Here is a 22,943-nt window from a genome sequence, read left to right as displayed (position 1 = left end):
GACATGACCACACAAAACCTCACCGGCAAAGTCGCCCTGATTCAAGGCGGTTCCCGCGGCATCGGCGCCGCCATCGTCAAGCGCCTCGCCGCGCAGGGTGCTGCAGTCGCCTTTACCTACGTCAGTTCGGCCGCCAAGGCCCAAGCGTTGCAGCACGACGTGATCAGCGAAGGCGGCAAAGCCCTGGCGATTCAAGCCGACAGCGCCGATGCCACGGCAATTCGCAATGCCGTCAACGCCACGGTCGATGCGTTTGGGCGCCTGGATATCCTGGTGAACAACGCAGGCGTGCTGGCCATCGCGCCGCTGGAAGACTTCAAGCTGGAGGACTTCGACCAGACCCTGGCAATCAACGTGCGCAGCGTATTTATCGCCACCCAGGAAGCCGCCAGGCACATGGGCGAAGGTGGCCGCGTAATCAATATCGGCAGCACCAACGCCGAGCGTATGCCCTTCGGTGGTGGCGGGCCTTATGCCATGAGCAAGGCGGCGCTGGTGGGGTTGACCAAGGGTTTGGCGCGGGATCTGGGGCCACGGGGTATCACCATCAACAACGTGCAGCCCGGGCCGGTGGATACCGATATGAACCCGGCGAACAGTGAGTTTGCCGAAAGCTTGATCGGGTTGATGGCGGTGGGCAGGTATGGGCACGTGGAGGAGATTGCCAGCTTTGTGGCGTATCTGGCCGGGCCGGAAGCCGGATATATCACGGGCGCCAGCCTGACCATCGATGGTGGTTTCAGCGCCTGATTTTGCAAAACCGCAAACCAAATGTGGGAGCGGGCTTGCCCGCGAAGGCGGTGTGTCAGTGCCACATCTGTCACTGCACTACCGCTTTCGCAGGCAAGCCAGCTCCCACATTTTTGACCGCGCGGGGTCAGGCCATGGGGGGCAAGCCGTAGGCGGCCAAATCAAAGTCGGCGAGCTTGCGGATAATCTGGTCAGCATGTTGGTACTTGCTGTCCGCCATGGCCTCATCGGGCACGGCGATGGCGGTCATGTTGGCAGCCTTCGCCGCAGTCACGCCGAACGGCGAATCTTCGAACACCAGGCAATCCTCAGGCTCCACACCCAGACGGCGCGCAGCCGTGAGGAAGATATCCGGCGCCGGCTTGGCCGCACCGACTTCCGGGTCGTCGGCAGTGACGATGGTGTCGAACAGGCCAAACCATTCGCGGTGCAAGGTGGTCTTGTGGCCAAACGAGTTACGCGATGAACTGGTGCCCACCGCAATCGGGATATTGTGCGCCTTCAGATGCCGCACCAACGCTTCAGCGCCCGGCATACCCAGGGCCTTGGGAAAGCGCTCGCTCATCAACGGCTCGCGAATTTCCAGAAACTGCGCGGGCGTGATCGGCAAATCCAGCGCCTTGACCACGTAATCGGCCAGATCCTGAGCGCCTCGCCCGATGATGTGCTGCTTGATACCCCAGTCATAGGTACGGCCATAGCGCTCGGCGATGATCTGCGTGACTTCGGTGTAGATGCCTTCGGTATCCAGCAACAACCCGTCCATATCGAAAATCACGGCTTTGATCGGGACAGCGGTACGCGGTGCATTCATCACGATACAACCTTGGGGCAAGGACTAAATGGATTCAGCACAATAACGGCCACCCTTGCCGGCGAGCAACCCTTTAGACTGTTTGCCCCTCCTTTCGAAGTGCCCACAATGCTCTACCGACTCGTCGCCGACGGCCTCGTGCTGTTTCACCTGACCTTTATCCTGTTCGTGCTGTTCGGTGGCCTGCTCGCCCTGAAATGGCCCAGGGTAATGTGGCTGCACTTGCCCGCCGTGGCCTGGGGGATCGCGGTAGAGGTGCTGCACCTGCCCTGCCCCCTCACCCGCTGGGAAAACCTGTTTCGTCACCTGGCCGGGCAAGACGGTTATGGCGGTGGGTTTATCGAGCACTACATCCTGACGCTGATCTACCCCGCCGGGCTGACGGCGAATATTCAACTGCTGCTGGGGGCGGTGGTGATATTGATCAACGCCGTGGTGTATGGGCGGTTGATCCGGAGTTTGCTGGCACGCAGAAGCGCATGACCTTCAGACCCGAGCTTGATCGCCTGGGCGCACGCACAAGCCTGAAAATGAAACCTGGGCAGATTGTTTTCAATCTGCCAACCGAGCGCTTAAAGTGTCGCCCCCTCGGGAATTGAATCTCGAGGTTGAGTCCATGGAGTTTCAAGTGAAATACGTCAGTAAAGCAGTTGCAGCAGCGGTTCTTGGTTTCACCCTGGCAGGTTGCACCGGCACCGCCATGAAAACCCAGCAATACGACGCCAGCCAATACACCGTCCTCGGCCACAGCGAAGCCAGCGCCACCGGCATCATGCTGTTGGGCGTCATCCCAATCGGCCAGAACAACCGCTTCGTACGCGCTCAGGATGCAGCCATCAAAGCCAAAGGCGGCGACGCGCTGATCAACACCCAAGTGCAAGAAAAGTGGTTCTGGGCCTGGGTATTGAACGGCTACACCACCAAGATTTCCGGTGATGTGATCAAGCTGAAAACCGCGCAATAAAGTATGAAACTGCCAGGGCGCTGACCCCGGCAAGCGACGTATCATGGGCCTGACCTTCGAGGATGGCCCATGAACATCAGCATCATTTACGCCCTCGTGGCCGCCGCCCTGTTCGGCGCCAGCACTCCGCTCGCCAAAAGCCTCGGCCTGGGCCTCTCGCCTATATTGCTGGCCGGCCTGCTTTACCTGGGCAGCGGCATTGGCCTTGCCGGCGTACGTCTGATCCGTGATCGCGGCTGGAAACCCACCGGGTTGACCCCATCGCAATGGCCCTGGCTGCTCGGCGCCATCGCCTTCGGCGGCATCCTCGGCCCCGTCGCCCTCATGTTCGGCCTGATTCGCACCGCCGGCGCCACCGCCTCCTTGATGCTCAACCTCGAATCAGTGCTCACCGCCGTGATCGCCTGGGTCGTATTCAGAGAAAACGCAGATCGGCGCATCGTGCTCGGCATGGTCGCCATTGTGCTGGGCGGCGTGGTGTTGTCATGGACGGGCGCCGGCGGCGGCAGCCAGGACTGGACCGGGCCGCTCGCCATTGCGCTGGCGTGTTTGTGCTGGGGGATAGATAACAACCTGACGCGCAAGGTGTCGGCGTCTGACGCGCTCTTTATCGCCGGTGCCAAAGGCTTGATTGCGGGGCTGGTGAATTGCGGTTTGGCGCTTTACCTCGGGGCGCAGATTCCGGGGGAGGCGCAATTGGCGCCGATCCTGGTGGTGGGGTTCCTCGGCTATGGCATCAGCCTGGTGATGTTCGTGCTGGCGCTACGCGGGCTGGGCAGTGCGCGCACCGGGGCTTATTTCTCCACGGCACCCTTCCTCGGTGCCGCAGTGGCGTTGCTGGTATTTGGCGAGTCGGTGACCGTAGCGTTCTGGATTGCCTCGGCGCTGATGGCCGTAGGCGTGTGGCTGCACCTGACGGAGCGGCATGCCCATGAGCATGTGCATGAGGCAACGGAACATGGGCATTGGCATGTGCATGATGAGCATCACCAACACGAGCATGGGTTTGAGTGGGATCCGGCGCAGCCTCATAGCCATGTGCATGTGCATGCGGTGATGAAGCACAGCCATGCGCATTTTCCGGATGTGCATCATCGGCATAGGCATTGAGCGCGGATGCTGGTGGCTTTGGGCAACGTCCTACGCTCCATTCAGAAGCGACAGGCTGCCTTTTTAAAATCGCCACACCTATAGTCTTTCGGTCGCTCACATAGCGACCGGGTTTGGCGACTCGACGATAAATCGATAGAAACTCCCCCATGTATTTGCGGGATGCTTCTGCGCGCAATAAGCTGCTCGACGGTAGCTGTGCGCGGGAGACCTTCGGGTCTGCCGGTTTTTCCGATTGTCCCGGTTCGCCAACCTGCGTACAGCTGCCACCCTTTTGTTTGGCGACAAATGTGTGGTTGCTCTCCTTTGACAACCGGAGTTCCGCATATGAACCAATACATCGCCCTTACCAGCAACGACAGCGCCACCCCTGCCCTTTTTGTCGATACCACCTTGCCATTGGAAATACTACTCGACGCCGCGACCTATCGACTTCGTGCCGTTACACAAGTCCTTGAGAACCTTGCTCTACGTAGTGAAATCAGTAGTGATGCGGTGGTGCTCAGTGATTTTGCACTGCTCTGCTCGATTCCTCTGCGGGACGGGTGTGATTTGCTCGATGTCATTGGACGACGGATGGACGTGCCTTGCGCATGATCTAAGAAACCTACATTTTGAGACTCAAAAACTACACCCCTCCGGTTCTAAAACCAGAGGGGTTGTTTGCTTCAAATTGGTGGTGAAGCGAAAATCAAATAAATCCGTCCCCTTTTCTTACCAATGGGAATATGATTCGTCAACACTATGGGACGTGGATCAATGAGGACGGTCCGGATGTCGTAGGGATGCTGCAATTGGCATTGAAATTATAGTTTACCCACTAAGAAATTATCTAAGCTAAGCGTGCTCGCGCAATACTGATATGCGCAGCACCACTAATACGCCGCCTCGATGTCATAGGCTACCAATTCAAATATTCCCGGCATGTCCCATGCACCGCACTCACGCCTCTGCATTGCTCTTAGCCAAATAAAATTCAGGCATGTGAATTTTATACGTCCGATAAAACGCAGCTAATGGATGTGAGAACCCTGGCCGACGAGCTGCCCAGCGCCTTGCATCCCAGCCGCACTCGACAAGATCGGAAGCGACGAAGACAAACTCTAAAGTATCCGTAAAAAAAGAAAGCAAATTCTGGTAGTTTTCATAACCAAAGCTATTCGTTCCGTGAACAAAATAATTTCTAGCTAAAATTGCCGTAGCGAGAACCACATCAATATCTACAAAGTCATCGCCAAAGGCCTCACGTATAATGTTTGACCTGCTTAGAACTTTAAGCCTTAAGCTCTTACCCCCCCAAAACGCAAGTGTGTTTGAGATTTGAGTTCTTTCAGGACCATCAGGTAACTCCCTGATTATCTTCTTACACCGTGCTCTCGCATCTCGCGCAGTTTCAGATAGATCTCCTATATCAGGATAAGTCGAGTCGGGCAAAATATCGAAAGCGTTTGCAGCCGCGACCAATCTATTTTCATCATATGTTCTTCCATTTTTTTGCCAGTTAATGATTCTCAACCTAGCAGGTAACCAATCATTGTGGCGACTCATCCAGCGTTGAAACACAGTATAAAACTCTGCTCCACTCTCCTCTGGCGTAATGGGAATATCTCTCAAGTTGCTCGCTTCTAGATCGCTTGAGACAGGAGCGTAGCTCCAATGCACTGAGATTTTTTGGTCCTGCACTGCAGCAGAATCAGCGCCTCCAATTTCAGCCTCTATACTCTTGACGCCTTGATAACGTCCTGCCACTACAGTGAAAAACAAAGACAATGCAACAACATCATCAAGAATCTCGTCAAGGCTTTTGAGCGTATCAAACTTTAGAACGGCATTAACGATACTCGGGCATTGTATTCCCGCATGACCGCTGACATTAGATCTGAAATCAAAATCGGCAGTGAAATTTCCAATCCCTATATCCACAGGGACACTCTCAGGCACACCAGAAAAGAAAAAAAGCGCTGGACTCTTACCTATAGCAATCTTTCTAGACGGAAAGCTACTCTCCAAAATATTTTGAAGCTCTAACGGGTCTGGAGATGCTGACCCAAATGTGTCGCGAAAGGAAAATAGCAGCCCAATGTCATCTGTCTGAAAGGAAACCGAACTGAATATTCTTTCATCTTCAGCCACGTGACGACTTCCAATTAATGCGTAATGCGGGAAGGAACGCCTCTTGAAAACAAACTTCGGGTAGAGCCCCTCTGGGTAGGAGGGTTCTCCGACACACTCATGCAAACTGATTTTTTTATGATCGAGAGACTCGCCGTAAAGAGAATGTGGTTCAGAGTCAAAAGGAATTTCATGTCGACTGGTTAACATTATATTCGAGCGTTCACCATCTAAAAGAAGCTCACCCAAAAATTGGGCTCCCTCTAGAGTAAAACAACAAAGCGTCTTTTCAGATTGCGACACAAGTTAACTCCCTGAGAAACAGCACCAATACTGCATCTATAACGCTCCCCTTTCGTACCTGGTAGAAGCCAAGCTTACTTTACCCTCACCAATTCGCTTCTTCTATACGCGATGTCTTTCTAGGCCCCTAAGGCGCTAACCATCCCATCTGAGCACCTGGTTGGTGATTGCACGGGCGTGGCCACAGATTGGCCCTTTATCTTGGGCACGCAGGTTCAGCCGAAAAACACCCTCCAGTCCCAGATCTGTCCCATATGGCCCTTTTTTAGACACCAAAAAGCACAAACCCCCGACTTTCTCTAGGAAAACCAGGGGTTTGTGTTTACTTAATGTGGCGGTGAAGGAGAGATTCGAACTCTCGATACAATTTCTTGTATACACACTTTCCAGGCGTGCTCCTTAAGCCACTCGGACACTTCACCGTATCTCGGCAAACCAGTTCAGTCTGTCGAGGCGCGCTAATGTAGTCGAAAGCGTTTCTGATGGCAAAGGTTTTTTTCAGAATTTTCATGCGGTTAGACGGTTATGCCATTCCCCGCCCGGCAAGGGGTGATGATTGTGCCATTCTCGGGCACCGGCGGCAGGCGTCTGGGACGGTTGCTGCGCCCTGCTGCGGGCCGTCTACCCTTGGGGAGGCGGGAAAAGCCTGACTGGGTAGTCAGTCACGGCGCTTTACCAGCGCGGGCGTGGTGAGTAACGTCTGCGCATCTACCTCTATAACAAACCCTACAAGGAACCGCGTCATGAGTGAGTTGATTGCCTACCACTTCGAAGACGGTATCGCGACCCTGACCCTGAGCAACGGCAAGGTGAATGCCATTTCTCCGGCGGTGGTCAGTGAATTCAATGCTGCGCTGGATCAGGCCGAGAAAGATCGGGCGGTGGTGATCATCACGGGCACGCCGGGGATTTTGTCGGGTGGTTATGATTTGAAGGTAATGACCGCCGGCCCCAAAGAGGCAATCAGCCTGGTGACGTCGGGCTCGACCCTGGCACGGCGCTTGTTGGCGCACCCGTTCCCGGTGATTGTGGCTTGCCCGGGTCATGCAGTGGCCAAGGGCGCGTTCCTGTTGTTGTCGGCCGATTACCGTATCGGCGTCGAAGGCCCGTTCAGCATTGGTTTGAATGAGGTGGCGATCGGCATGACCATGCACCATGCCGGTATCGAGTTGGCGCGGGATCGTCTGCGCAAGTCGGCGTTCCATCGGTCGGTGATCAATGCCGAGATGTTTGACCCGCAAGGCGCCTTGCAAGCGGGCTTCCTCGATAAGGTGGTAGCACCGGAGGAATTGCACGCAGCCGCACTGGAAGCGGCACGTCAGTTGAAGAAGATCAATATGAATGCCCACAAGCACACCAAGTTGAAAGTGCGCCGCGCACTGCTCGAAGCCCTGGATGATGCGATCATCCAGGATCAGGGCCACAACCTGAGTTAACACCTACACCCTCTTACCCGAGCCCGACCTAGTGTCGGGCTTTTTCTTACAAATGAATCCGACATATCCGTAGCCGCTCTAGCCGGCCTGTGTGGGCATATGTGGAAACATGCGCTTAAACATCGCCTATCTCCCACCTCTGTAGGGACAATTGCCGAATACAGTGCACATCCGTACACTGCGCCACCTTTTGTCCCGATGGGCCGCTTCGATGCTTTTTCTGTTACGTATGTTGTTGATGGGCCTGCACTTTATGATCGCCGGGGTATTGGGCGTACTTTTAGGCGTATGCCGGCCATTCAATCCGGACAACAGCCGCCTCTGCGCCCGCCTTTACGCATTGCCAGCCATGTGGATCTTGCGCCTGAAGGTGAGGACGGATGTCGACTCGCTGCGCAACAAACCCGGCACCTGTGTGGTAATCGCCAACCACCAGTCCAACTACGACCTGTTTGTACTGGGCAATGTAGTGCCGCACCGCACCGTATGCATCGCCAAGAAAAGCCTGAAATGGGTGCCGCTGTTCGGCCAGTTGTTCTGGCTGGCGGGCAATGTGCTGATCGACCGCGGTAATGCGCACAAGGCCCGACGCGCCATGCTCACCACCACCCAGACCTTGCAACACAAGGACACGTCGATCTGGGTGTTCCCGGAAGGTACGCGCAACCTGGGTAAAGGGCTGTTGCCGTTCAAGAAAGGTGCGTTTCATATGGCGATTGCGGCCGGCGTGCCTATCGTGCAGGTGTGTGTCAGCAATTATGTAACGCAAATGCAGCTCAACCGCTGGAACAGCGGGGAAGTGCTGATCCGGTCGTTGCCGCCGATTCCTACCACTGGCATGACGGTGGATGACATCCCTCAATTGATGCTGGACTGTCATGCGCAAATGACCGCATGCATTGAAACAATGGACCGTGAACTTGCAGGAGCGAGCTTGCTCGCGAAAACCGTGTAAGCGACGCGGGTCATCTGATAGCGCTGCGTCATCGTTGATGATCTTCGCGAGCAAGCTCGCTCCACAAGGGAATGGGCAATATCAGTCAGCAACAACGGAACGCCATTCAGGCTAAGCTGCCCAATATCTGTCCTCTTAATAAGAAGTGATCAGCACCATGGGTAGAGTTGTTGCGGCCGCCGTCTACAGCGCCGGAAAGAAAGTCTCGGATATCACCCTCGATGAAGGCGCGGCCTGGGCCGCCAAACCCGGACACTTTGTGTGGATCGGCCTGGAAGAGCCCAGCGCCCAGGAGTTGAACAACCTGCAACGCCAGTTCAACCTGCATGAACTGGCCATCGAAGACGCCATGGAAAAGCACAGCCGCCCGAAGCTGGAAACCTTCGGTGACGCGCTGTTTATCGTCACCTACTCACCGGTGCGCGAGAACGGCAAGCTGGAGTTTATCGAAACCCATATCTTTGCCGGCAACGGCTACATCATCACTGCACGCAACGGTCACTCGGCGTCCTACGGTTTTGTGCGCCAACGCTGTGAGGCGCGGCCGCTGTTGCTGGAGCATGGGGAAGACTTCGTACTCTATGCGCTGCTGGATTTCGTCACCGAGAACTACCAGCCGGTCAGCGAGGCGATTCACGCCGAAATCGATGAGCTGGAGCGCAATGTGCTGTGCAGTTCACTCAATGAGCGAGATATCCAGCACCTCCACGGCCTGCGTCGCGATGTGCTGCGGCTCAAGCGTCATGTGGCGCCGATGGTGGAAATCAGCCAAGAGTTGCAGAAGCTGAGCTTTCCGTTTATCGACAAAAACATGCGCCCGTATTTCCGCGACGTGCAGATCCACGTCACCCGGCAGATGGAAGACCTCACCACCTTGCGCGACATTGCCAGCCAGACCATCGAGATCGGTGTGTTGCTGGAGGCGTCGCGCCAGAGCGTGGTGCAGCGCAAGTTCGCCGCGTGGGCGGCGATCCTGGCGTTCCCCACGGCGGTGGCGGGGATCTACGGGATGAACTTTCAGAACATGCCCGAGCTGCAATGGCATTACGGCTATTTTGCGGTGCTCGGGTTTATTGCTGTGGGCTGTGGCGGTTTGTGGGCCAGCTTCAAGCGTTCAGGCTGGCTTTAGGCCGCGGTATCCGGCTTGTGTGCGACAAAGCGCATCATCCACTCCGCCACGGTTACGCCGTGGTGGTCGCGATCCAGGCTGGCCACGCCGTTGGTGTAGACCTTCTCACCCAGGGTTGTCTGAAGAATCTCCAGCAACTCGCGGGAATAATCATGGATAAATTCCGGATGGCCCTGGAAGCACAGCACCTGATCGCCGATGTGGTAAGCGGCGAACGGGCAGAACTCGCTGGAAGCGATGACCGTGGCATTGTCCGGCAACGTGGTGACTTGATCCTGGTGGCTGATCAATAGCGTCAGCTCCGGCACCTCGGGGCTCATCCATGGCGTCTTGGCATCCAGCTTGTAGGCGTGGGTGCCCATGCCCCAACCCTGGCTGGCACGTTCGGCCTTGCCGCCCAGTAGCAGGGCGAGCAACTGATGGCCAAAGCACACACCCAGCAACTTGTCGCCACGCTCGTACCGTGTGAGCAAATAAGCCTTGAGGGTCTGGATCCAGGGGTCGGTGCCGAACGAGTCGGCCTTGCTGCCGGTGATCAGGTACGCGTCAAACACTTCGTCATCAGGCGGGTATTCGCCCTGCACCACGTTGTAGACGACAAATTCGGCGGCAATCGGTTGCTTGGCGAACAGGCGCTTGAACATCTGCCCGTAACCTTGGTACTGATCGATCAAGCCTGGACGCAGGATATCGGTTTCCAGGATGCAGACGCGTAGCGACATAAAAAATACCTGACACGGCGATGGGAATATTGCACACCCCAGAGCCTGCCTTGAAATACACCCTCAAGGCAAGCTCCCCTCCCACATTTTGCTCAGCCGAACACTTCGCCCTGTGCCGCTTTCTCCAGCAACAACGTCGGTGGTGAGAAGCGCTCCCCATACTCTTCGGCCAAATAACGAGCGCGGGCGACAAAATCGTTCAGCCCGTATTGGTTGATAAACTGCAGCGCGCCGCCACTCCACGCGGCGAAGCCGATGCCGAAGATCGAACCGACGTTGGCGTCAGCCGTGGACATCAACACGCCCTCCTCCACGCAGCGCACGGTTTCGATGGCCTGGATAAACAGCAAGCGGTCGCGCACGTCCTGGGGTGAAATTCGATTGCCGGGCCGTTCGAACCGGGCTTTCAACTCTGGCCACAGGTGCTTCTGACCACCGGCGGGGTAATCGTAAAAACCGCCGCCCGCCGCCTTGCCGGTGCGCTTGTATTCATTCACCAGCAAATCAATCACCGCTGTCGCCGGATGATTCGGCAGTGCCTTGCCTTCGGCCTGCAGATCCTTGGCGGTTTGCTGTCGGATATGGCTCATCAGGCTGAGGGACACTTCATCGGACACCGCCAGCGGCCCCACCGGCATCCCGGCCTTGCGCGCTTCGGTCTCGATCATCGGCGCGGCCACGCCTTCGCCGAGCATGGCAATGCCTTCGTTGGTGAAGGTGCCGAAGACCCGCGAGGTGAAGAAGCCACGGCTGTCGTTGACCACAATCGGGGTTTTCTTGATTTGCAGGACGAAATCGAAACCGCGGGCCAGGGTCTCATCGCTGGTGTGGGTGCCTTTGATGATTTCCACCAGGGGCATCTTGTCCACGGGGCTGAAGAAGTGCAGACCGATAAACCTGGTTTGGTCCGGCACCGCCGTGGCCAGGCCGCTGATGGGCAAGGTGGAAGTGTTGGAGGCGATCACCGCATCGGCACCGACCACGCTTTGTGCGGCGGCCGAGACCCTGGCCTTGAGTTCGCGGTCTTCGAACACGGCCTCGATGATCAGGTCGCAACCGGCCAGGTCAGCGTCATCCTGCGTAGGGTGAATGCGCGCCAGGGTGGCTTCGCGCTGTTCGGCGGTCAATTGCCCACGGCTGACTTTCTTGTCCAGCAAGGCAGCGCTATGGGCTTTGCCCTTTTCGGCGGCGGCGAGATTGATGTCTTTGAGCACCACCTCGACCCCCGCACAGGCACTGACATAGGCGATGCCCGCACCCATCATCCCGGCGCCGAGCACACCGACCTTACGGGTGACGTGAGGGGCAAAACCCTGTGGGCGTGAGCTGCCGGCATTGATTTCATTAAGCTGAAACCAGAAGGTGCCGATCATGTTTTTCGCCACCTGCCCGGTCACCAGTTCGGTGAAGTAGCGGGTTTCGATCAGGTGTGCGGTGTCGAAATCCACTTGGGCACCTTCAACGGCGGCGCAGAGGATTTTCTCCGGTGCCGGGAAACAGCCATTGGTTTTGCTGCGCAACATCGACGGGGCAATGGCGAGCATCTGCGCGACTTTGGGGTTGGACGGCGTGCCGCCAGGGATCTGATACCCCTTGTTGTCCCAGGGTTGCCTGGCCTCGGGATTGGCGAGAATCCAGGCGCGGGACTTGGCCAGCAGCTCATCGCGATCAGCCGCCAATTGATCAATCAAGCCTGCTTGCAGTGCCTGGGCGGGCCGGACTTTTTTGCCTTCGAGCAAATACGGCAGGGCTTTTTCCAGACCCAGCATCCGCACCATGCGCACCACCCCGCCGCCGCCCGGCAACAGGCCAAGGGTGACTTCGGGCAGGCCCAACTGCACGGACTTGTCGTCCAGCGCGACCCGATGATGGCAGGCCAGGCAAATTTCCCAGCCACCGCCCAAGGCCGCGCCATTGATCGCGGCCACCACCGGCTTGCCGAGGGTTTCCAGGCGGCGTAACTGCGCTTTCAGCACCCGTACGCTGTCATGGAAATCCTTGGCTTGGGCCTTGTCGACCTTGATCAGTTCATTGAGGTCGCCACCGGCAAAAAAGGTCTTCTTGGCCGAGGTGATCACCACCCCGGCAATCTGGTCCTTTTCTGCTTCCAGGCGCGTGACGGTGGCCGCCATCGCTTCGCGGTAGACGGCGTTCATGGTGTTGGCGCTCTGGCCGGGCATGTCCAGGGTCAGTACCACGATCTGGTCCTGGCCTTTTTCGTAACGAATGGCATCGGTCATGACAAATTCCTTGGGCTCAGAGGCGTTCGATGATGGTGGCGATTCCCATGCCACCGCCGACACACAGGGTGGCCAGGCCGTAGCGTTGCTGGCGCACCTCCAGCTCGTCGAGCAAGGTGCCGAGGATTGCGCAACCGGTGGCGCCCAACGGGTGGCCCATGGCTATAGAGCCGCCGTTGACGTTGACCCGTGCGGCGTCGATGCCCATGTCTTTGATGAACTTGAGCACCACCGAGGCAAACGCTTCGTTGACTTCGAACAGGTCGATGTCTTCTACCCGCAGGCCGGCCTTGGCCAGCGCCTTGCGGGTGGCGGGTGCGGGGCCGGTGAGCATGATGGTCGGGTCGGTGCTGGTGACTGCCGTGGCGACAATGCGCGCCCGCGGTTGCAGGCCCAACTCGCGCCCCTTGGCCTCGGAGCCGATCAACATCAATGCCGCGCCATCAACGATGCCGGAGCTGTTGCCCGGTGTGTGCACATGGTCAATGCGTTCCACATGGCTGTAGACCCGCAGCGCGGTAGCATCAAAGCCCATCTGTCCCATCATTTCGAAGCTGGGCTTGAGCTTGCCCAAGCCTTCGAGGGTCGAGTCGCCGCGGATAAATTCGTCATGATCCAGCAGCACGATGCCGTTCTGATCCTGCACCGCGATCAACGACTTGTTGAAGGAACCGTCCGCCCGCGCCCTGGCGGCCTTCTGTTGTGACTGCAGGGCAAAGCTGTCCACATCCTGGCGAGTGAACCCTTCCAGCGTGGCAATCAGGTCAGCGCCAATACCTTGAGGGGTGAAGTGGCTGTGCATATTGGTTTGCGGGTCGAGCACCCAGGCGCCGCCATCGCTGCCCATGGGCACGCGGGACATGGATTCGACGCCACCCACCACGACCAGATCTTCGAAGCCGGAACGCACTTTCATTGCCCCCAGGTTGACTGCTTCCAGCCCCGAGGCGCAGAAGCGATTGACCTGGACGCCGGCGACGCTGATGTCCCAGTCCGCCACCAGGGCGGCGGTCTTGGCGATATCGGCGCCCTGGTCGCCCACCGGCGTGACGCAGCCCAGGACGATGTCATCCACTTGGCGGGTGTCGAGGTCGCTGCGTTGTGCCAGCGCCGTGAGCAAGCCGGCCACCAGGTTTACCGGTTTGACGCTGTGCAAGGCACCATCGGCCTTGCCTTTGCCCCGGGGCGTGCGTATCGCATCAAAGATCAAAGCTTGGGTCATGACATCCTCGAACCGCTGTGGGTGTATGCCCCCTACCTTAGGCCCGATTGACACGGTTTCAATGACGGATGCGCTCATTGCTTTTGACCCCCTCGCTCGGACGAACGGTAGGTAGCTACGGGAATTACCTGATTAATCGTTTTAGCTGTCTAGCCCTAGGGCTCGCGCCAAGATGGCAATAAGCCTCATGCCGTTTTTAGCGCAAATGCTGATTAGCTGATATGAAATGGATCTAAGCGAAGAAGATCGGGCGCTCTAAGGTTGAACCTGTAGGACACTGCTGCCGGGTTTTGCTGGAGCAGTTGTAAGAAAAGTGCAATGTCATCTCGCGATACTGAAATAAACCGGCACGCATTTGACGCTCAGGAATAACAACAAATAGGCAGTCAGCCATGTTCAAACATTCGAAAGTACGTCAGGCGGGACTTATTCTGTTCGCCACCACACTGATTCTGATCTTGCCCAATTTAACCAAGGTTATCGGGTGACGACCCAGCACCCGGTCTTCGTGCTCACACAGCACCGGACCAGCAGCGTTTGGCAGCACCTGCCGGGATACTGCGCTTAGCGCTACCGTTGCGGGCGCTGTCTTTTTACCTGTGCGTTTCGGGTATCTTGTGCGCTATCGCCATTTATCGTCGGGCCTGTGCCTTGAAACTGATCCTCGCTTTTTTTACTGCTTTGCTGAGCCTACCCGCTGCGGCTGCGCAATTGACCATTGAGCTGGACCACGCCAGCAAGACCTGGCAGACCGCGCAGTTGCTCAAGCACCCCGAGGCGCAGGACGTACAAATCGTCGACGACGTGTCTTACAAGCGCGACATGACCTATCGCGCGGTGCCCCTGGTGGTACTCCTGCCGGGCCTGAAGCCTGCGAACCACCTGCAAGCCGTTGCCCTTGATGGCTTTGCCGCCGAACTCACCGCCGCGCCCTTGTTGGAAAAAACCGGTGCACGCGCCTGGCTGGCCGTGGAAGACCCGGCCCATCCGTGGCCGGCGCTGGCGCAAGGAAAACCCAGCGCCGGGCCGTTCTACCTGGTGTGGACCAACCCCCAAGCCGGGCATATCAGCCCGGAACAATGGCCCTTCCAGATTTCCACGATCAAGCAATTGCAGACGGTCGCCGAGCGCTTTCCAGCGTTGCTGCCCGACCCGAAGCTGGCGGCGGATGACCCGGTGAACCAAGGCTTTGCGTTATTCCAGAAGAACTGCCTGGCTTGCCATCGCCTCAATGGTGCCGGCGATGCGCAAATGGGGCCGGACCTGAATATTCCCTATAACCCGACCGAGTATTTCGGTGGCGATTTCCTCAAGCGCTACATCCGCGACCCACAAAGCCTGAGGCACTGGCCACAGGCCAAGATGCCGGCGTTTGCCGCCAGCGTGTTGCCAGACCACGAACTGGATTTGCTGGTGGGGTATTTGCAGCATATGGCGGGGCGTAAACAGCAACCTTAAGCCTCCCACATCTGGCCCGCTGTGCTCAGGAAGTTTATTGCTGCTGCACGGAAACCAAGGTCGGGGCTACAAATACCTTGGCATGCATCTGCTCATGCCCGCCGCCACGGCGCATACCGCGTACCGGGCAGGCGTCGAGGTAGTCCAGGCCCACGGCGAGCTTCAAATGCCGCTCCGGACGGGCCAGTTGGTTGGTCACGTCAAAGCTGTACCAGGCGCCATCCAGCCAGGCTTCGGCCCAGGCATGGCTGGCCAGGTGCGCGCTGTCTTCGGTGTACAAATACCCCGACACATACCGCGCAGCAATCCCCAGGCTGCGCGCGCAGGCCAGGAACGCATGGGTGTGGTCCTGGCACACGCCCGCCGCGCCCGCGAAGGCTTGGGCGGCGCAGGTATCGACGGCAGTCGCACCTGGCGTGTAGATCATCGCTTGGTTGAGGGCCTGCATCAGGTCGATCAACGCGGTGCGGTCGCGACGCTGATGGCAGTGTTGTTCGGCAAACCGGCGCAAGGCTTCGTCGGGCTCGGTGAGGCGCGTGCTGCGCAGGAACGGAAAGGGCGACTGGCTTTCGTGCTCGGCCTCGCGCAACTCATCAATTTCTACCTGGCCGCGGGCTCCGATGATGATGGCGTCGTGGGGTTCATCCAGGGTCAGCACATGCAGGATGTTGCCGAAGGGGTCTACTTGGGCGCGCACCGGGCGCGGCAGGTCGAGTTGCCAGCTGAGCACGTGCTGGCGCTCACTGTCGTGGGGTGTAAGGCGCAGGTATTGAATGCTGGCACGTACCTGGTCTTCGTAGTGGTAGGTGGTTTCGTGGCTGATGGAGAGTCTCATGCCGCCTCCAGGTAGGAACTGTAGATGGCGTCGCCCAACTGGCGGACCAAGGGGATAAAGTCGGTCAGCCAGGCGTGCAGGCCTTCCTCAAGGATTTCGTCGATGGCGGTGAAGCGCAGGCGCGCATCCATCTCGGCGGCCAGGCGCTGGGCCGGGCGGCCGTTGAGACCGGGCAGGCTGGCGAGGATCTGGTCGATCTCTTCACTGCACGCCCGCAGTGAACGCGGGACATCAGCACGTAACAGCAGCAGCTCGGCAACCTGCCGGGCACCTGGGGCATCACGATAAATTTCGGTGTACGCCTCGAATGACGACAGCGCACGCAGCAATGCGCTCCACTGGTAATACGCGTGAGCGGTGCCATCGCTGACCGCCGCCTGGTCGCCGGCCATTTCATAGCGGGCATCCAGCAGGCGCAGGGTGTTATCGGCGCGCTCGATAAAGGTCCCCAGGCGGATAAAGCGGAAGGCATCGTTACGCATGATGGTGCCGTAGGTGGCGCCGCGGAACAGGTGGGAACGCTCCTTGACCCACTCACAAAACCGGCTCATACCGTAGTGGCTCAGCCCTTGCTGGGCGATGTCACGAATGTCCAGCCAGGTGGCGTTGATGTTTTCCCACATGTCGGCGGTAATACGCCCACGCACCGCATGGGCGCTGGCCCGCGCGGCGCCAAGGCAGCTGTAGATGCTGGCCGGGTTGGCCGCATCCAGCGCGAAAAAATGCAGCAGGCGTTCGGCATGAAGTTCGCCATGACGCTCGTGATAATCCTCCAGCGTGCCGGTGATCAACAACGGCATGGCCAGTTCGTGCAGGCCATCGCCGCGCCCATCCTGTGGCATCAGCGACAACGAATAGCTGACATCCAGCATACGCGCGAGGTTTTCTGCGCGTTCCAGATAGCGAGACATCCAGTACAAATCCGAGGCAGTTCTACTCAGCATGGCATCAGTCCTCGACCACCCAGGTATCTTTGGTGCCGCCGCCCTGGGACGAGTTGACCACCAGCGAACCTTCGCGCAGCGCCACGCGGGTCAGGCCGCCAGGCACCACCCGGGTTTCCTTGCCGGACAACACGAACGGGCGCAGGTCGATATGCCGGGGCGCGATACCGTTTTCGACGAAGGTCGGGCAGGTGGATAAGCACAGGGTCGGCTGTGCGATATAGGCGTGGGGCTTGGCCTTGATACGCGCACGAAACGCTTCGATTTCGGCCGTCGTGGACGCCGGGCCAACCAACATGCCGTAGCCACCGGAGCCCTGGGTTTCCTTGACCACCAGGTCGGGCAGATTAGCCAGTACGTGGGACAGTTCGTCAGGCTTGCGGCATTGAAAAGTCGGAACGTTCTGCAGGATCGGTTCTTCATCCAGATAGAAACGGATCATTTCTGTCACGAACGGATACACCGATTTATCGTCCGCGACCCCGGTGCCGATGGCATTGGCCAGCACCACATTGCCACAGCGATAGGCCGCAAGCAGGCCAGGGACACCGAGCATCGAGTCGGGGTTGAATGCCAAGGGGTCGAGGAAAGCATCATCGAGGCGGCGGTAGATCACATCGACAGCCTTGGGGCCGTCGGTGGTGCGCATGAACACGCGATCATCACGCACAAACAAATCCGCGCCCTCCACCAGTTCCACACCCATTTCCCGGGCCAGGAAGGCATGCTCAAAGAACGCACTGTTGAAGCGCCCCGGGGTCAGCACCACCACGCTGGGGTTATCCAGAGGACTGGCGCTTTTGAGGGTATCGAGCAGCAGGTTGGGGTAATGGTCGATGGGCGCGATGCGCTGGGCGGCGAACAACTCGGGGAACAGACGCATCATCATCTTGCGGTCTTCGAGCATGTAGCTGACACCGCTGGGCGTGCGCAGGTTGTCTTCCAGCACGTAGTAGGTGCCATCGCCATCACGTACGAGGTCTACCCCAGAGATGTGGGAATACAGATCGCGGTGCAGATCCAGCCCCTGCATTGCCAACTGGTATTGCTCGTTGGCCAGCACCTGTTCGGCGGGCACGATACCGGCCTTGATGATGCGCTGTTCGTGATACAGGTCGGCGAGGAACATGTTCAACGCCTTGACCCGCTGGATACATCCACGTTCGACGATCCGCCATTCACTGGCGGGAATACTGCGCGGGATGGTGTCGAAGGGGATCAGGCGTTCGGTGCCCTGCTCGTCTCCGTAGAGGGTGAAGGTGATGCCGGCGCGGTGGAACAGCAAATCGGCTTCGCGCCGACGCTGGGCCAGCAGTTCGGCAGGGGTATCGGCGAGCCATCGGGCGAACTCGCGGTAATGGGCGCGCACCTGCCCTGCCCCATCGTACATTTCATCGTAATAAGTGCGGATCATGCCGTACTCCTTGTCACTGGGACGCAAGAACCTTCGCAAGGCCCGTGCCATCGACATAAACACTTGGTTATCAATGAGTTGAATAAACCAAGCGGCTTCGCCGCACCGTCCTGGTGCGCAGAACGCCCGCTGTGATGTGGGGTGCTTCATTGCAACGCGCGCTTTGACTATCAACAGCATAGTCAGAGTTGATTTCACGGCTCGGCGGACACCGCACATAATCGCTTCCATCAGCTGATCAGGAGATGTCCTACAGCCAACGCTTTTGCGCAATCGGTAATGTGTTACCTGTTGTACTGATTTACTCCTCAAGGTTCCCTTTCCGCCACCCTATCCGGGTGGTTTTTTTTGCGCGCAAGACTGCGATGTGCAGCCCTGCAAACAAAAACGGCCGACCCAAAGGTCAGCCGATACGCTGCGCTGCTCATAACACTTGCTACATGGGTAACCCACGCACCTCCTGCTTGACGCCCCATCCTTCGATGATGCCGCCGAGCGGTTCGACCACCGCTTCAAAGTCTTGCTCAAAGTCTCCTATACCGTCGTAGGTGGCGAACATGACCTTGCTCAGCTCCAGGTACCAGGCGCCGTCATCGCGCGCACTGACCTGGGCATTCAGGGACTCTCCACGAAATCGACCCGCAGCCCTGCGCGCCCGTTCCTCATCCGGGAAAATGGCGTAGAACTCGATGGGGTGAAAACGCGAAAAATCAAAACCGCCTTCTTTCATGCGGCGCAGAACGTTGGTGCTGATGTCTTCTTGATAGGCTGTGCTCATGAAAAGTGCTCCTCAAATGATGGATAGACTTTCCGTGCTTCCCGAAGCTCGCGCCCTGCTGGCGCGAGTACTACGGCAGGAACAACACCGCTGGAAAACAAGCATGTAGCTGACAAGACCAGACCTTAGCGATTCATTCGCTGATCTCGATTGCAGAGTAGCGCGAAGCTATCACCTCCACCAGAGGTGCTTGGATGGGTCTAACGGAAATATTCAGGCCGCGGGTTCGACCTTGAGGTTTTTGATACCGTTTTGATCATGCAGGCTCTTGACCGTGGGATCGGGAACACGATCGGCAAGATCGTTAAGGTCCAGCTTTTCCAACACCGGCGACACACGCACGCGCACCATCTGTGCGGCTTCTTCCAGCGTCGGCTCATGCTCGCACTCGAATTGCTCGACTACCGGCTCGCCGCGGTCATTGATGAAAGAAACATTCCACTTCGGCATCGGTGCCTCCTCGATAAAACCCATTGGTGGGCTTACATTTATCTGGACCTTGAGGGCTCGCCAAACGTTCCACTCAAGCCCGGAGGCACCTGATCAACAGCGCTTATTTTTCAGCGTGTTCCTTCAGGGCTTTCAAGGTGTTGAACGGCGCGTCCACCACGAACTTGTTGGCCAACCACGACGGTACGCTGCCGCCTGGCTCGGTGTGTACCTGGTAGGTCACTTCAGTTTCATTGGCACCTTTGGGCACCAGTTTCCAGAAGCCATCAACCTGGGCCACTCGCACGTAGCCTTTTTCTTCAGGCTTGTAAGTCGGCACGCCTACCAGCTTGCGCGTAACGCTACCGTCAGCGGCTTTGGTGGTGGTGACGTGGATATACGAATCACGATCCGTCACAGGGAACGGCGCCTTGAACTGGGTGTAGGTCCATGCCTCGTCGCCTTTCTTATCGACGAGTTTCTGGGATTTGCATTCATGGATCCACGCGCAGGCCCCCGCGACGTCTTCCTGCAAAGCCTGGATTTTGGCGACAGGCGCCTTGATTACCGTCACACCGCGATAGGCTTTGTACTTGGAGCCGGCCATTTCGCTCAGCGAAATCTTGATGCCGTCTTCGTCCTTGGCAACTTGCCAATCCTCAGCCTGGGCAGTGGCCGCGAACATCATCGTAAAACCGCACACCACAGCCATTCGTTTCAGCGAACCCATCGTTGTATTCCTTGTTGTTGAAGTTCCGATAGTAAAGCCCATCAAGCCGCCGTCATTTGCTCCCACCAGCCGATCAAGCGAATCGCATCGGCCTGGTCGTTACCGCAGACCTCGATATCCGCCTTGAAATCACTGCACACCGCCGGACGTTCCGGTTGACCGAACAGCTGGCACAGTTGTTCCACCGACAGGTGCAGGCAACGCACGCCTGCAGGTTTGCCCTGGGGCATTCCCGGCAGCGGTGAACTGATGGAGGGGGCGATGCAGCATGCGCCACAGCCTTCACGGCATTTCATGACCAGCAGGTCCTCGACGACTCAATAGGATGGCCGGGCTAGAGTACGCCCTTAAACAGCCGTTTTAAAATGGTCCAACAGGGGTTTTTCGCACAAAACAAAGATGACCGACTAGTCTGCGACAGATGGTCGGCAACCCGGGTCACCTGTGACTGAACAGTTTATTGCTTGAATTCGAAATCCAGCGCGGCGCCTTCTACATCGCGACGCTCATCGTTACGCAGTTGCAGCTTCATCTCATTGCTGAGCAAGCGGCCGTTGATCTGGAACGCGCTGTTATCGGTGGGCTTTTCGCCAAACATCGGCGGCAGCAAGGGCACGCTCTTGGGTTTGGGCATGGTGCCGATCGGCTGCAAGTGCCTGACCATGTCCGAAGGCAGGGACAGGTCCAACTGTGCCGGTGGCAGTTTGGTCTGGGCCACTTCATGGGCCGACTTGGACTTGCTCGCCACAGGTGCGCGCTTTTTGGTCTTCACCGCTTTTTTCACGGTGGCTGGGGCTTTTTTTGAGGGCGTTGGCTGCTTGGCCGACGTTTTCTGCTCGGCACTTGCGGCGGGCTTAACGTCAGCCACCGGCGTTGCAGCCAGCACAGTGCAGACGTTGCACAGGCTTAACAGGCCAATCACCAAAGTTACACGGAAAATAGACGTCATATCGCCAACAGCATTAACGGCAGAAGGCCATATGCTCGCTTGTTGTGCGTGGCATGACAAGGGCGCAGATCAATGTTGTCCCCTCTGCCCCCCTCAAAAGCCTGCTGCAGTTTCCTGGCACAGCTGGCTGGCAAGCATGCCCAGGGTCATCAATGCACGCTCTGCCTCGCGGTTCCACGGGGTGCCACAATTGAGACGGATACAGTGGTTGAACTGTTCGGTATTACTGAAGATCAGCCCTGGTGCAATGCTGATGCCCTGTTGCAGGGCACGCACGTGCAGCTCCTGGGTATTGACCCGCCCCGGCAAACTGACCCACAGGATAAAGCCGCCGGTCGGACGGGTCATCTGGGTGCCTTCGGGGAAATATTGCTGCACCGCCAGCTGGAAGGCGCTGAGGTTCTTGCGGTATTCCTGGCGAATGTAACGCAGGTGACGGTCGTAGCCGCCGTTTTCCAGGTACGCCGCCACGCCCATCTGCGTGACGCTGCAGGCGGAGTGAGTGCTGAACATTTGCAGGCGCTGAATCTCCTGCTGGTACTTGCCGGCGATCATCCAGCCGATGCGTACGCCCGGGGACAAGGTCTTGGAAAAACTCGAACAATAGATGACCCGGTCAAGACGGTCATAGGCTTTCAGGGCCTTGGTGCGGCCCAGTTCGAACATCAGCTCGCCATAGATATCGTCCTCGACGATCTGGATATCGAAATCCGACGCCAGGCGCAGCAATTGCTTCTGCCGCTCCTCCGGCATGGTGCCGCCCAAGGGGTTGCTCAGGCGCGTGGTCAGCACCAACGCTTTGATCGACCATTGGTTGGCCGCCAATTGCAGGGCTTCCAGGCTCATGCCTGTGGCGGGGTCGCTGGGGATCTCGATGACTTTGAGGCCGAGCAAATCGGCCAGTTGCAGCAAGCCGTAGTAAGTCGGTGATTCGGCGGCGATCAAGTCGCCGGGCCGGGTCAGCACGCGCAAGGACATCTGCAACGCATCGACGCAGCCGTGGGTGATCACCACTTCGGACGGATCCACGACTACGCCGGCATCGCGCATTCGGATCGCCACCTGGCGACGCAACGGTTCAAAGCCGGGGCTGAACATGTAGCTGAAGGCCCGTGGGCTCTGGAACCGCGTGACCTTGGCCAACTGCTGGTGCAGCGCCCGTACCGGCAGGTAGTCCACACTCGGCACCGCAGCGCCCAGGGGGAATACGCCTTCACGGCGTGACTCGACCAACACCTGCTGGATGATGCTGCTGCGGGTGACCAGCCCCGGGCGCTCGACCCGGGCGATGTCTGGCGTCGGCGCCGTGAGTGCCGGGGTCTGGTGCACGTAATAACCCGATTGCGGCCGCGCCCGAATCAACCCCTGGTCTTCCAGGTTGGCGTAGGCCTGCAACACCGTGGCATGGCTCACATTGAGCTGGGAGCTCATCTTGCGCACAGAGGGCACGCGCTCTCCCGGTTGGTAGACACCGCGCCGGATATCCTCAGCCAGTTGCTGGGCAATACGTTGGTAAAGCAACAGATTGGTCATGACGCAGCACTCGATTTCACGGCTATTTTATTTTTGTGTGAAACATACCAGCACAGTTTAGAAGTGTACGGGGACAGTTAACACAATAATCGAGCGCGAACCGTAGTGACAGCAAA

23 protein-coding genes, 1 tRNA gene and 1 pseudogene are annotated in these 22,943 nt (G+C 58.0%); 10 read left to right on the top strand and 15 right to left on the bottom strand.

Features of this window, described 5'->3' with window-relative positions; all coding sequences use genetic code 11:
• Positions 1–3 precede the first annotated feature (3 nt).
• On the top strand, positions 4–750 hold the full coding sequence (locus tag JH25_RS05640) for a 3-oxoacyl-ACP reductase family protein (RefSeq protein ID WP_032879901.1): 747 nt from the start codon (positions 4–6) through the stop codon (positions 748–750).
• A gap of 127 nt (positions 751–877) precedes the next feature.
• Here the strand turns inward: JH25_RS05640 and JH25_RS05645 are convergent, their stop codons facing one another.
• On the bottom strand, positions 878–1,564 hold the full coding sequence (locus JH25_RS05645; RefSeq protein ID WP_032879900.1) for an HAD-IA family hydrolase: 687 nt from the start codon (positions 1,562–1,564) through the stop codon (positions 878–880).
• 108 nt (positions 1,565–1,672) lie between these two features.
• Here JH25_RS05645 and JH25_RS05650 point away from each other — a divergent pair, with 108 nt between their 5' ends.
• The 5 genes and pseudogenes from JH25_RS05650 to JH25_RS29125 all read left to right on the top strand — a co-directional run.
• Positions 1,673–2,047 (top strand): DUF2784 domain-containing protein, encoded by a 375-nt coding sequence (locus tag JH25_RS05650; protein ID WP_005790428.1) that lies wholly within the window; start codon positions 1,673–1,675, stop codon positions 2,045–2,047.
• Between the two features lie 145 nt (positions 2,048–2,192).
• A complete protein-coding gene (locus JH25_RS05655; RefSeq protein WP_032881258.1) occupies positions 2,193–2,528 on the top strand; it encodes a hypothetical protein in 336 nt (111 codons plus the stop codon).
• A 69-nt stretch (positions 2,529–2,597) separates the two neighbouring features.
• On the top strand, positions 2,598–3,638 hold the full coding sequence (locus JH25_RS05660; RefSeq protein WP_032879899.1) for a DMT family transporter: 1,041 nt from the start codon (positions 2,598–2,600) through the stop codon (positions 3,636–3,638).
• A gap of 327 nt (positions 3,639–3,965) precedes the next feature.
• The gene (locus JH25_RS05665) at positions 3,966–4,235 is read left to right on the top strand and encodes a hypothetical protein (protein ID WP_032879898.1); all 270 of its coding nucleotides are present in this window, start codon (positions 3,966–3,968) and stop codon (positions 4,233–4,235) included.
• A 119-nt stretch (positions 4,236–4,354) separates the two neighbouring features.
• Positions 4,355–4,450 (top strand): annotated as a pseudogene (locus JH25_RS29125) (integrase); the annotation flags it as partial.
• 130 nt (positions 4,451–4,580) lie between these two features.
• On the opposite strand, the gene JH25_RS28750 reads toward JH25_RS29125, so the two are convergent.
• Positions 4,581–6,053 (bottom strand): HEPN domain-containing protein, encoded by a 1,473-nt coding sequence (locus JH25_RS28750; RefSeq protein ID WP_164699533.1) that lies wholly within the window; start codon positions 6,051–6,053, stop codon positions 4,581–4,583.
• A 332-nt stretch (positions 6,054–6,385) separates the two neighbouring features.
• Positions 6,386–6,475 (bottom strand) — tRNA-Ser (locus tag JH25_RS05670).
• Positions 6,476–6,796: 321 nt separating this feature from the next.
• Here JH25_RS05670 and JH25_RS05675 point away from each other — a divergent pair.
• The 3 genes from JH25_RS05675 (at position 6,797) to JH25_RS05685 (ending at position 9,573) form a co-directional block, all read left to right on the top strand.
• Positions 6,797–7,489, top strand: coding sequence for a crotonase/enoyl-CoA hydratase family protein (locus tag JH25_RS05675; RefSeq protein WP_032879897.1), 693 nt, complete (start codon positions 6,797–6,799; stop codon positions 7,487–7,489).
• A gap of 211 nt (positions 7,490–7,700) precedes the next feature.
• On the top strand, positions 7,701–8,444 hold the full coding sequence (locus tag JH25_RS05680) for a 1-acylglycerol-3-phosphate O-acyltransferase (RefSeq protein ID WP_032879895.1): 744 nt from the start codon (positions 7,701–7,703) through the stop codon (positions 8,442–8,444).
• Between the two features lie 157 nt (positions 8,445–8,601).
• Entirely contained in the window at positions 8,602–9,573 is a 972-nt protein-coding gene (locus JH25_RS05685; RefSeq protein WP_032879893.1) for a magnesium and cobalt transport protein CorA, read from the top strand.
• On the opposite strand, the gene JH25_RS05690 is transcribed toward JH25_RS05685, so the two are convergent.
• The 3 genes from JH25_RS05690 to JH25_RS05700 all read right to left on the bottom strand — a co-directional run bounded on the left by JH25_RS05690 (position 9,570) and on the right by JH25_RS05700 (position 13,757).
• Positions 9,570–10,295 (bottom strand): amidotransferase, encoded by a 726-nt coding sequence (locus JH25_RS05690; protein ID WP_032879891.1) that lies wholly within the window; start codon positions 10,293–10,295, stop codon positions 9,570–9,572. The two genes, JH25_RS05685 and JH25_RS05690, sit on opposite strands and share 4 nt — an antisense overlap.
• A gap of 92 nt (positions 10,296–10,387) precedes the next feature.
• Entirely contained in the window at positions 10,388–12,535 is a 2,148-nt protein-coding gene (locus JH25_RS05695) for a 3-hydroxyacyl-CoA dehydrogenase NAD-binding domain-containing protein (protein WP_032879890.1), read from the bottom strand.
• A 16-nt stretch (positions 12,536–12,551) separates the two neighbouring features.
• On the bottom strand, positions 12,552–13,757 hold the full coding sequence (locus JH25_RS05700) for an acetyl-CoA C-acetyltransferase (protein WP_032879889.1): 1,206 nt from the start codon (positions 13,755–13,757) through the stop codon (positions 12,552–12,554).
• Positions 13,758–14,408: 651 nt separating this feature from the next.
• Between JH25_RS05700 and JH25_RS05705 the strand changes: the two genes are divergently transcribed.
• Positions 14,409–15,215, top strand: coding sequence for a c-type cytochrome (locus tag JH25_RS05705; protein WP_032879887.1), 807 nt, complete (start codon positions 14,409–14,411; stop codon positions 15,213–15,215).
• A gap of 34 nt (positions 15,216–15,249) precedes the next feature.
• Here JH25_RS05705 and JH25_RS05710 read toward each other — a convergent pair whose 3' ends face one another.
• The 9 genes from JH25_RS05710 to JH25_RS05750 form a co-directional block, all read right to left on the bottom strand.
• The gene (locus tag JH25_RS05710; protein WP_005790450.1) at positions 15,250–16,050 is read right to left on the bottom strand and encodes a transglutaminase family protein; all 801 of its coding nucleotides are present in this window, start codon (positions 16,048–16,050) and stop codon (positions 15,250–15,252) included.
• Positions 16,047–16,994, bottom strand: coding sequence for an alpha-E domain-containing protein (locus tag JH25_RS05715; protein ID WP_005790452.1), 948 nt, complete (start codon positions 16,992–16,994; stop codon positions 16,047–16,049). The genes JH25_RS05710 and JH25_RS05715 overlap by 4 nt, the downstream gene beginning before the upstream one ends.
• A 4-nt stretch (positions 16,995–16,998) precedes the next feature.
• Positions 16,999–18,408 carry a circularly permuted type 2 ATP-grasp protein gene (locus JH25_RS05720; protein WP_005790454.1) on the bottom strand — a complete coding sequence of 470 codons (1,410 nt, stop codon included), beginning with the start codon at positions 18,406–18,408 and terminating at the stop codon, positions 16,999–17,001.
• 436 nt (positions 18,409–18,844) lie between these two features.
• Entirely contained in the window at positions 18,845–19,186 is a 342-nt protein-coding gene (locus JH25_RS05725) for a ribonuclease E inhibitor RraB (protein ID WP_005790456.1), read from the bottom strand.
• Positions 19,187–19,399: 213 nt separating this feature from the next.
• Positions 19,400–19,660 carry a hypothetical protein gene (locus tag JH25_RS05730; protein WP_005790458.1) on the bottom strand — a complete coding sequence of 87 codons (261 nt, stop codon included), beginning with the start codon at positions 19,658–19,660 and terminating at the stop codon, positions 19,400–19,402.
• 79 nt (positions 19,661–19,739) lie between these two features.
• Positions 19,740–20,345, bottom strand: coding sequence for an START domain-containing protein (locus tag JH25_RS05735; RefSeq protein ID WP_032879886.1), 606 nt, complete (start codon positions 20,343–20,345; stop codon positions 19,740–19,742).
• 41 nt (positions 20,346–20,386) lie between these two features.
• Positions 20,387–20,641, bottom strand: a complete 255-nt coding sequence (locus JH25_RS05740; protein WP_005790462.1) for a YkgJ family cysteine cluster protein — start codon at positions 20,639–20,641, stop codon at positions 20,387–20,389.
• Positions 20,642–20,802: 161 nt separating this feature from the next.
• On the bottom strand, positions 20,803–21,294 hold the full coding sequence (locus JH25_RS05745) for a hypothetical protein (RefSeq protein WP_032879885.1): 492 nt from the start codon (positions 21,292–21,294) through the stop codon (positions 20,803–20,805).
• A 93-nt stretch (positions 21,295–21,387) separates the two neighbouring features.
• Positions 21,388–22,827 (bottom strand): aminotransferase-like domain-containing protein, encoded by a 1,440-nt coding sequence (locus tag JH25_RS05750; protein WP_005790467.1) that lies wholly within the window; start codon positions 22,825–22,827, stop codon positions 21,388–21,390.
• Between the last annotated feature and the right edge of the window lie 116 nt (positions 22,828–22,943).

It is taken from the genome of Pseudomonas sp. BRG-100, from assembly GCF_000737955.1.
Classification (GTDB): domain Bacteria; phylum Pseudomonadota; class Gammaproteobacteria; order Pseudomonadales; family Pseudomonadaceae; genus Aquipseudomonas; species Aquipseudomonas synxantha_A.
Note: the sequence above shows the minus strand (reverse complement) of the source record. Positions and strands in the feature narration are given on the sequence as shown.

Bases quoted from the DNA above. Each gene is read 5' to 3' on its own strand.
- JH25_RS05640 (WP_032879901.1), top strand. From the start codon at position 4: ATGACCACACAAAACCTCACCGGCAAAGTCGCCCTGATTCAAGGCGGT.
- JH25_RS05680 (WP_032879895.1), top strand. From the start codon at position 7,701: ATGCTTTTTCTGTTACGTATGTTGTTGATGGGCCTGCACTTTATGATC.
- JH25_RS05730 (WP_005790458.1), bottom strand. From the start codon at position 19,660: ATGGGTTTTATCGAGGAGGCACCGATGCCGAAGTGGAATGTTTCTTTC.
- JH25_RS05725 (WP_005790456.1), bottom strand. From the start codon at position 19,186: ATGAGCACAGCCTATCAAGAAGACATCAGCACCAACGTTCTGCGCCGC.
- JH25_RS05675 (WP_032879897.1), top strand. From the start codon at position 6,797: ATGAGTGAGTTGATTGCCTACCACTTCGAAGACGGTATCGCGACCCTG.
- JH25_RS05720 (WP_005790454.1), bottom strand. From the start codon at position 18,408: ATGATCCGCACTTATTACGATGAAATGTACGATGGGGCAGGGCAGGTG.
- JH25_RS05695 (WP_032879890.1), bottom strand. From the start codon at position 12,535: ATGACCGATGCCATTCGTTACGAAAAAGGCCAGGACCAGATCGTGGTA.
- JH25_RS05645 (WP_032879900.1), bottom strand. From the start codon at position 1,564: ATGAATGCACCGCGTACCGCTGTCCCGATCAAAGCCGTGATTTTCGAT.
- JH25_RS05660 (WP_032879899.1), top strand. From the start codon at position 2,598: ATGAACATCAGCATCATTTACGCCCTCGTGGCCGCCGCCCTGTTCGGC.
- JH25_RS05710 (WP_005790450.1), bottom strand. From the start codon at position 16,050: ATGAGACTCTCCATCAGCCACGAAACCACCTACCACTACGAAGACCAG.
- JH25_RS05665 (WP_032879898.1), top strand. From the start codon at position 3,966: ATGAACCAATACATCGCCCTTACCAGCAACGACAGCGCCACCCCTGCC.
- JH25_RS05745 (WP_032879885.1), bottom strand. From the start codon at position 21,294: ATGACGTCTATTTTCCGTGTAACTTTGGTGATTGGCCTGTTAAGCCTG.
- JH25_RS05685 (WP_032879893.1), top strand. From the start codon at position 8,602: ATGGGTAGAGTTGTTGCGGCCGCCGTCTACAGCGCCGGAAAGAAAGTC.
- JH25_RS05690 (WP_032879891.1), bottom strand. From the start codon at position 10,295: ATGTCGCTACGCGTCTGCATCCTGGAAACCGATATCCTGCGTCCAGGC.
- JH25_RS05740 (WP_005790462.1), bottom strand. From the start codon at position 20,641: ATGAAATGCCGTGAAGGCTGTGGCGCATGCTGCATCGCCCCCTCCATC.
- JH25_RS05650 (WP_005790428.1), top strand. From the start codon at position 1,673: ATGCTCTACCGACTCGTCGCCGACGGCCTCGTGCTGTTTCACCTGACC.
- JH25_RS05700 (WP_032879889.1), bottom strand. From the start codon at position 13,757: ATGACCCAAGCTTTGATCTTTGATGCGATACGCACGCCCCGGGGCAAA.
- JH25_RS05735 (WP_032879886.1), bottom strand. From the start codon at position 20,345: ATGGGTTCGCTGAAACGAATGGCTGTGGTGTGCGGTTTTACGATGATG.
- JH25_RS05715 (WP_005790452.1), bottom strand. From the start codon at position 16,994: ATGCTGAGTAGAACTGCCTCGGATTTGTACTGGATGTCTCGCTATCTG.
- JH25_RS05750 (WP_005790467.1), bottom strand. From the start codon at position 22,827: ATGACCAATCTGTTGCTTTACCAACGTATTGCCCAGCAACTGGCTGAG.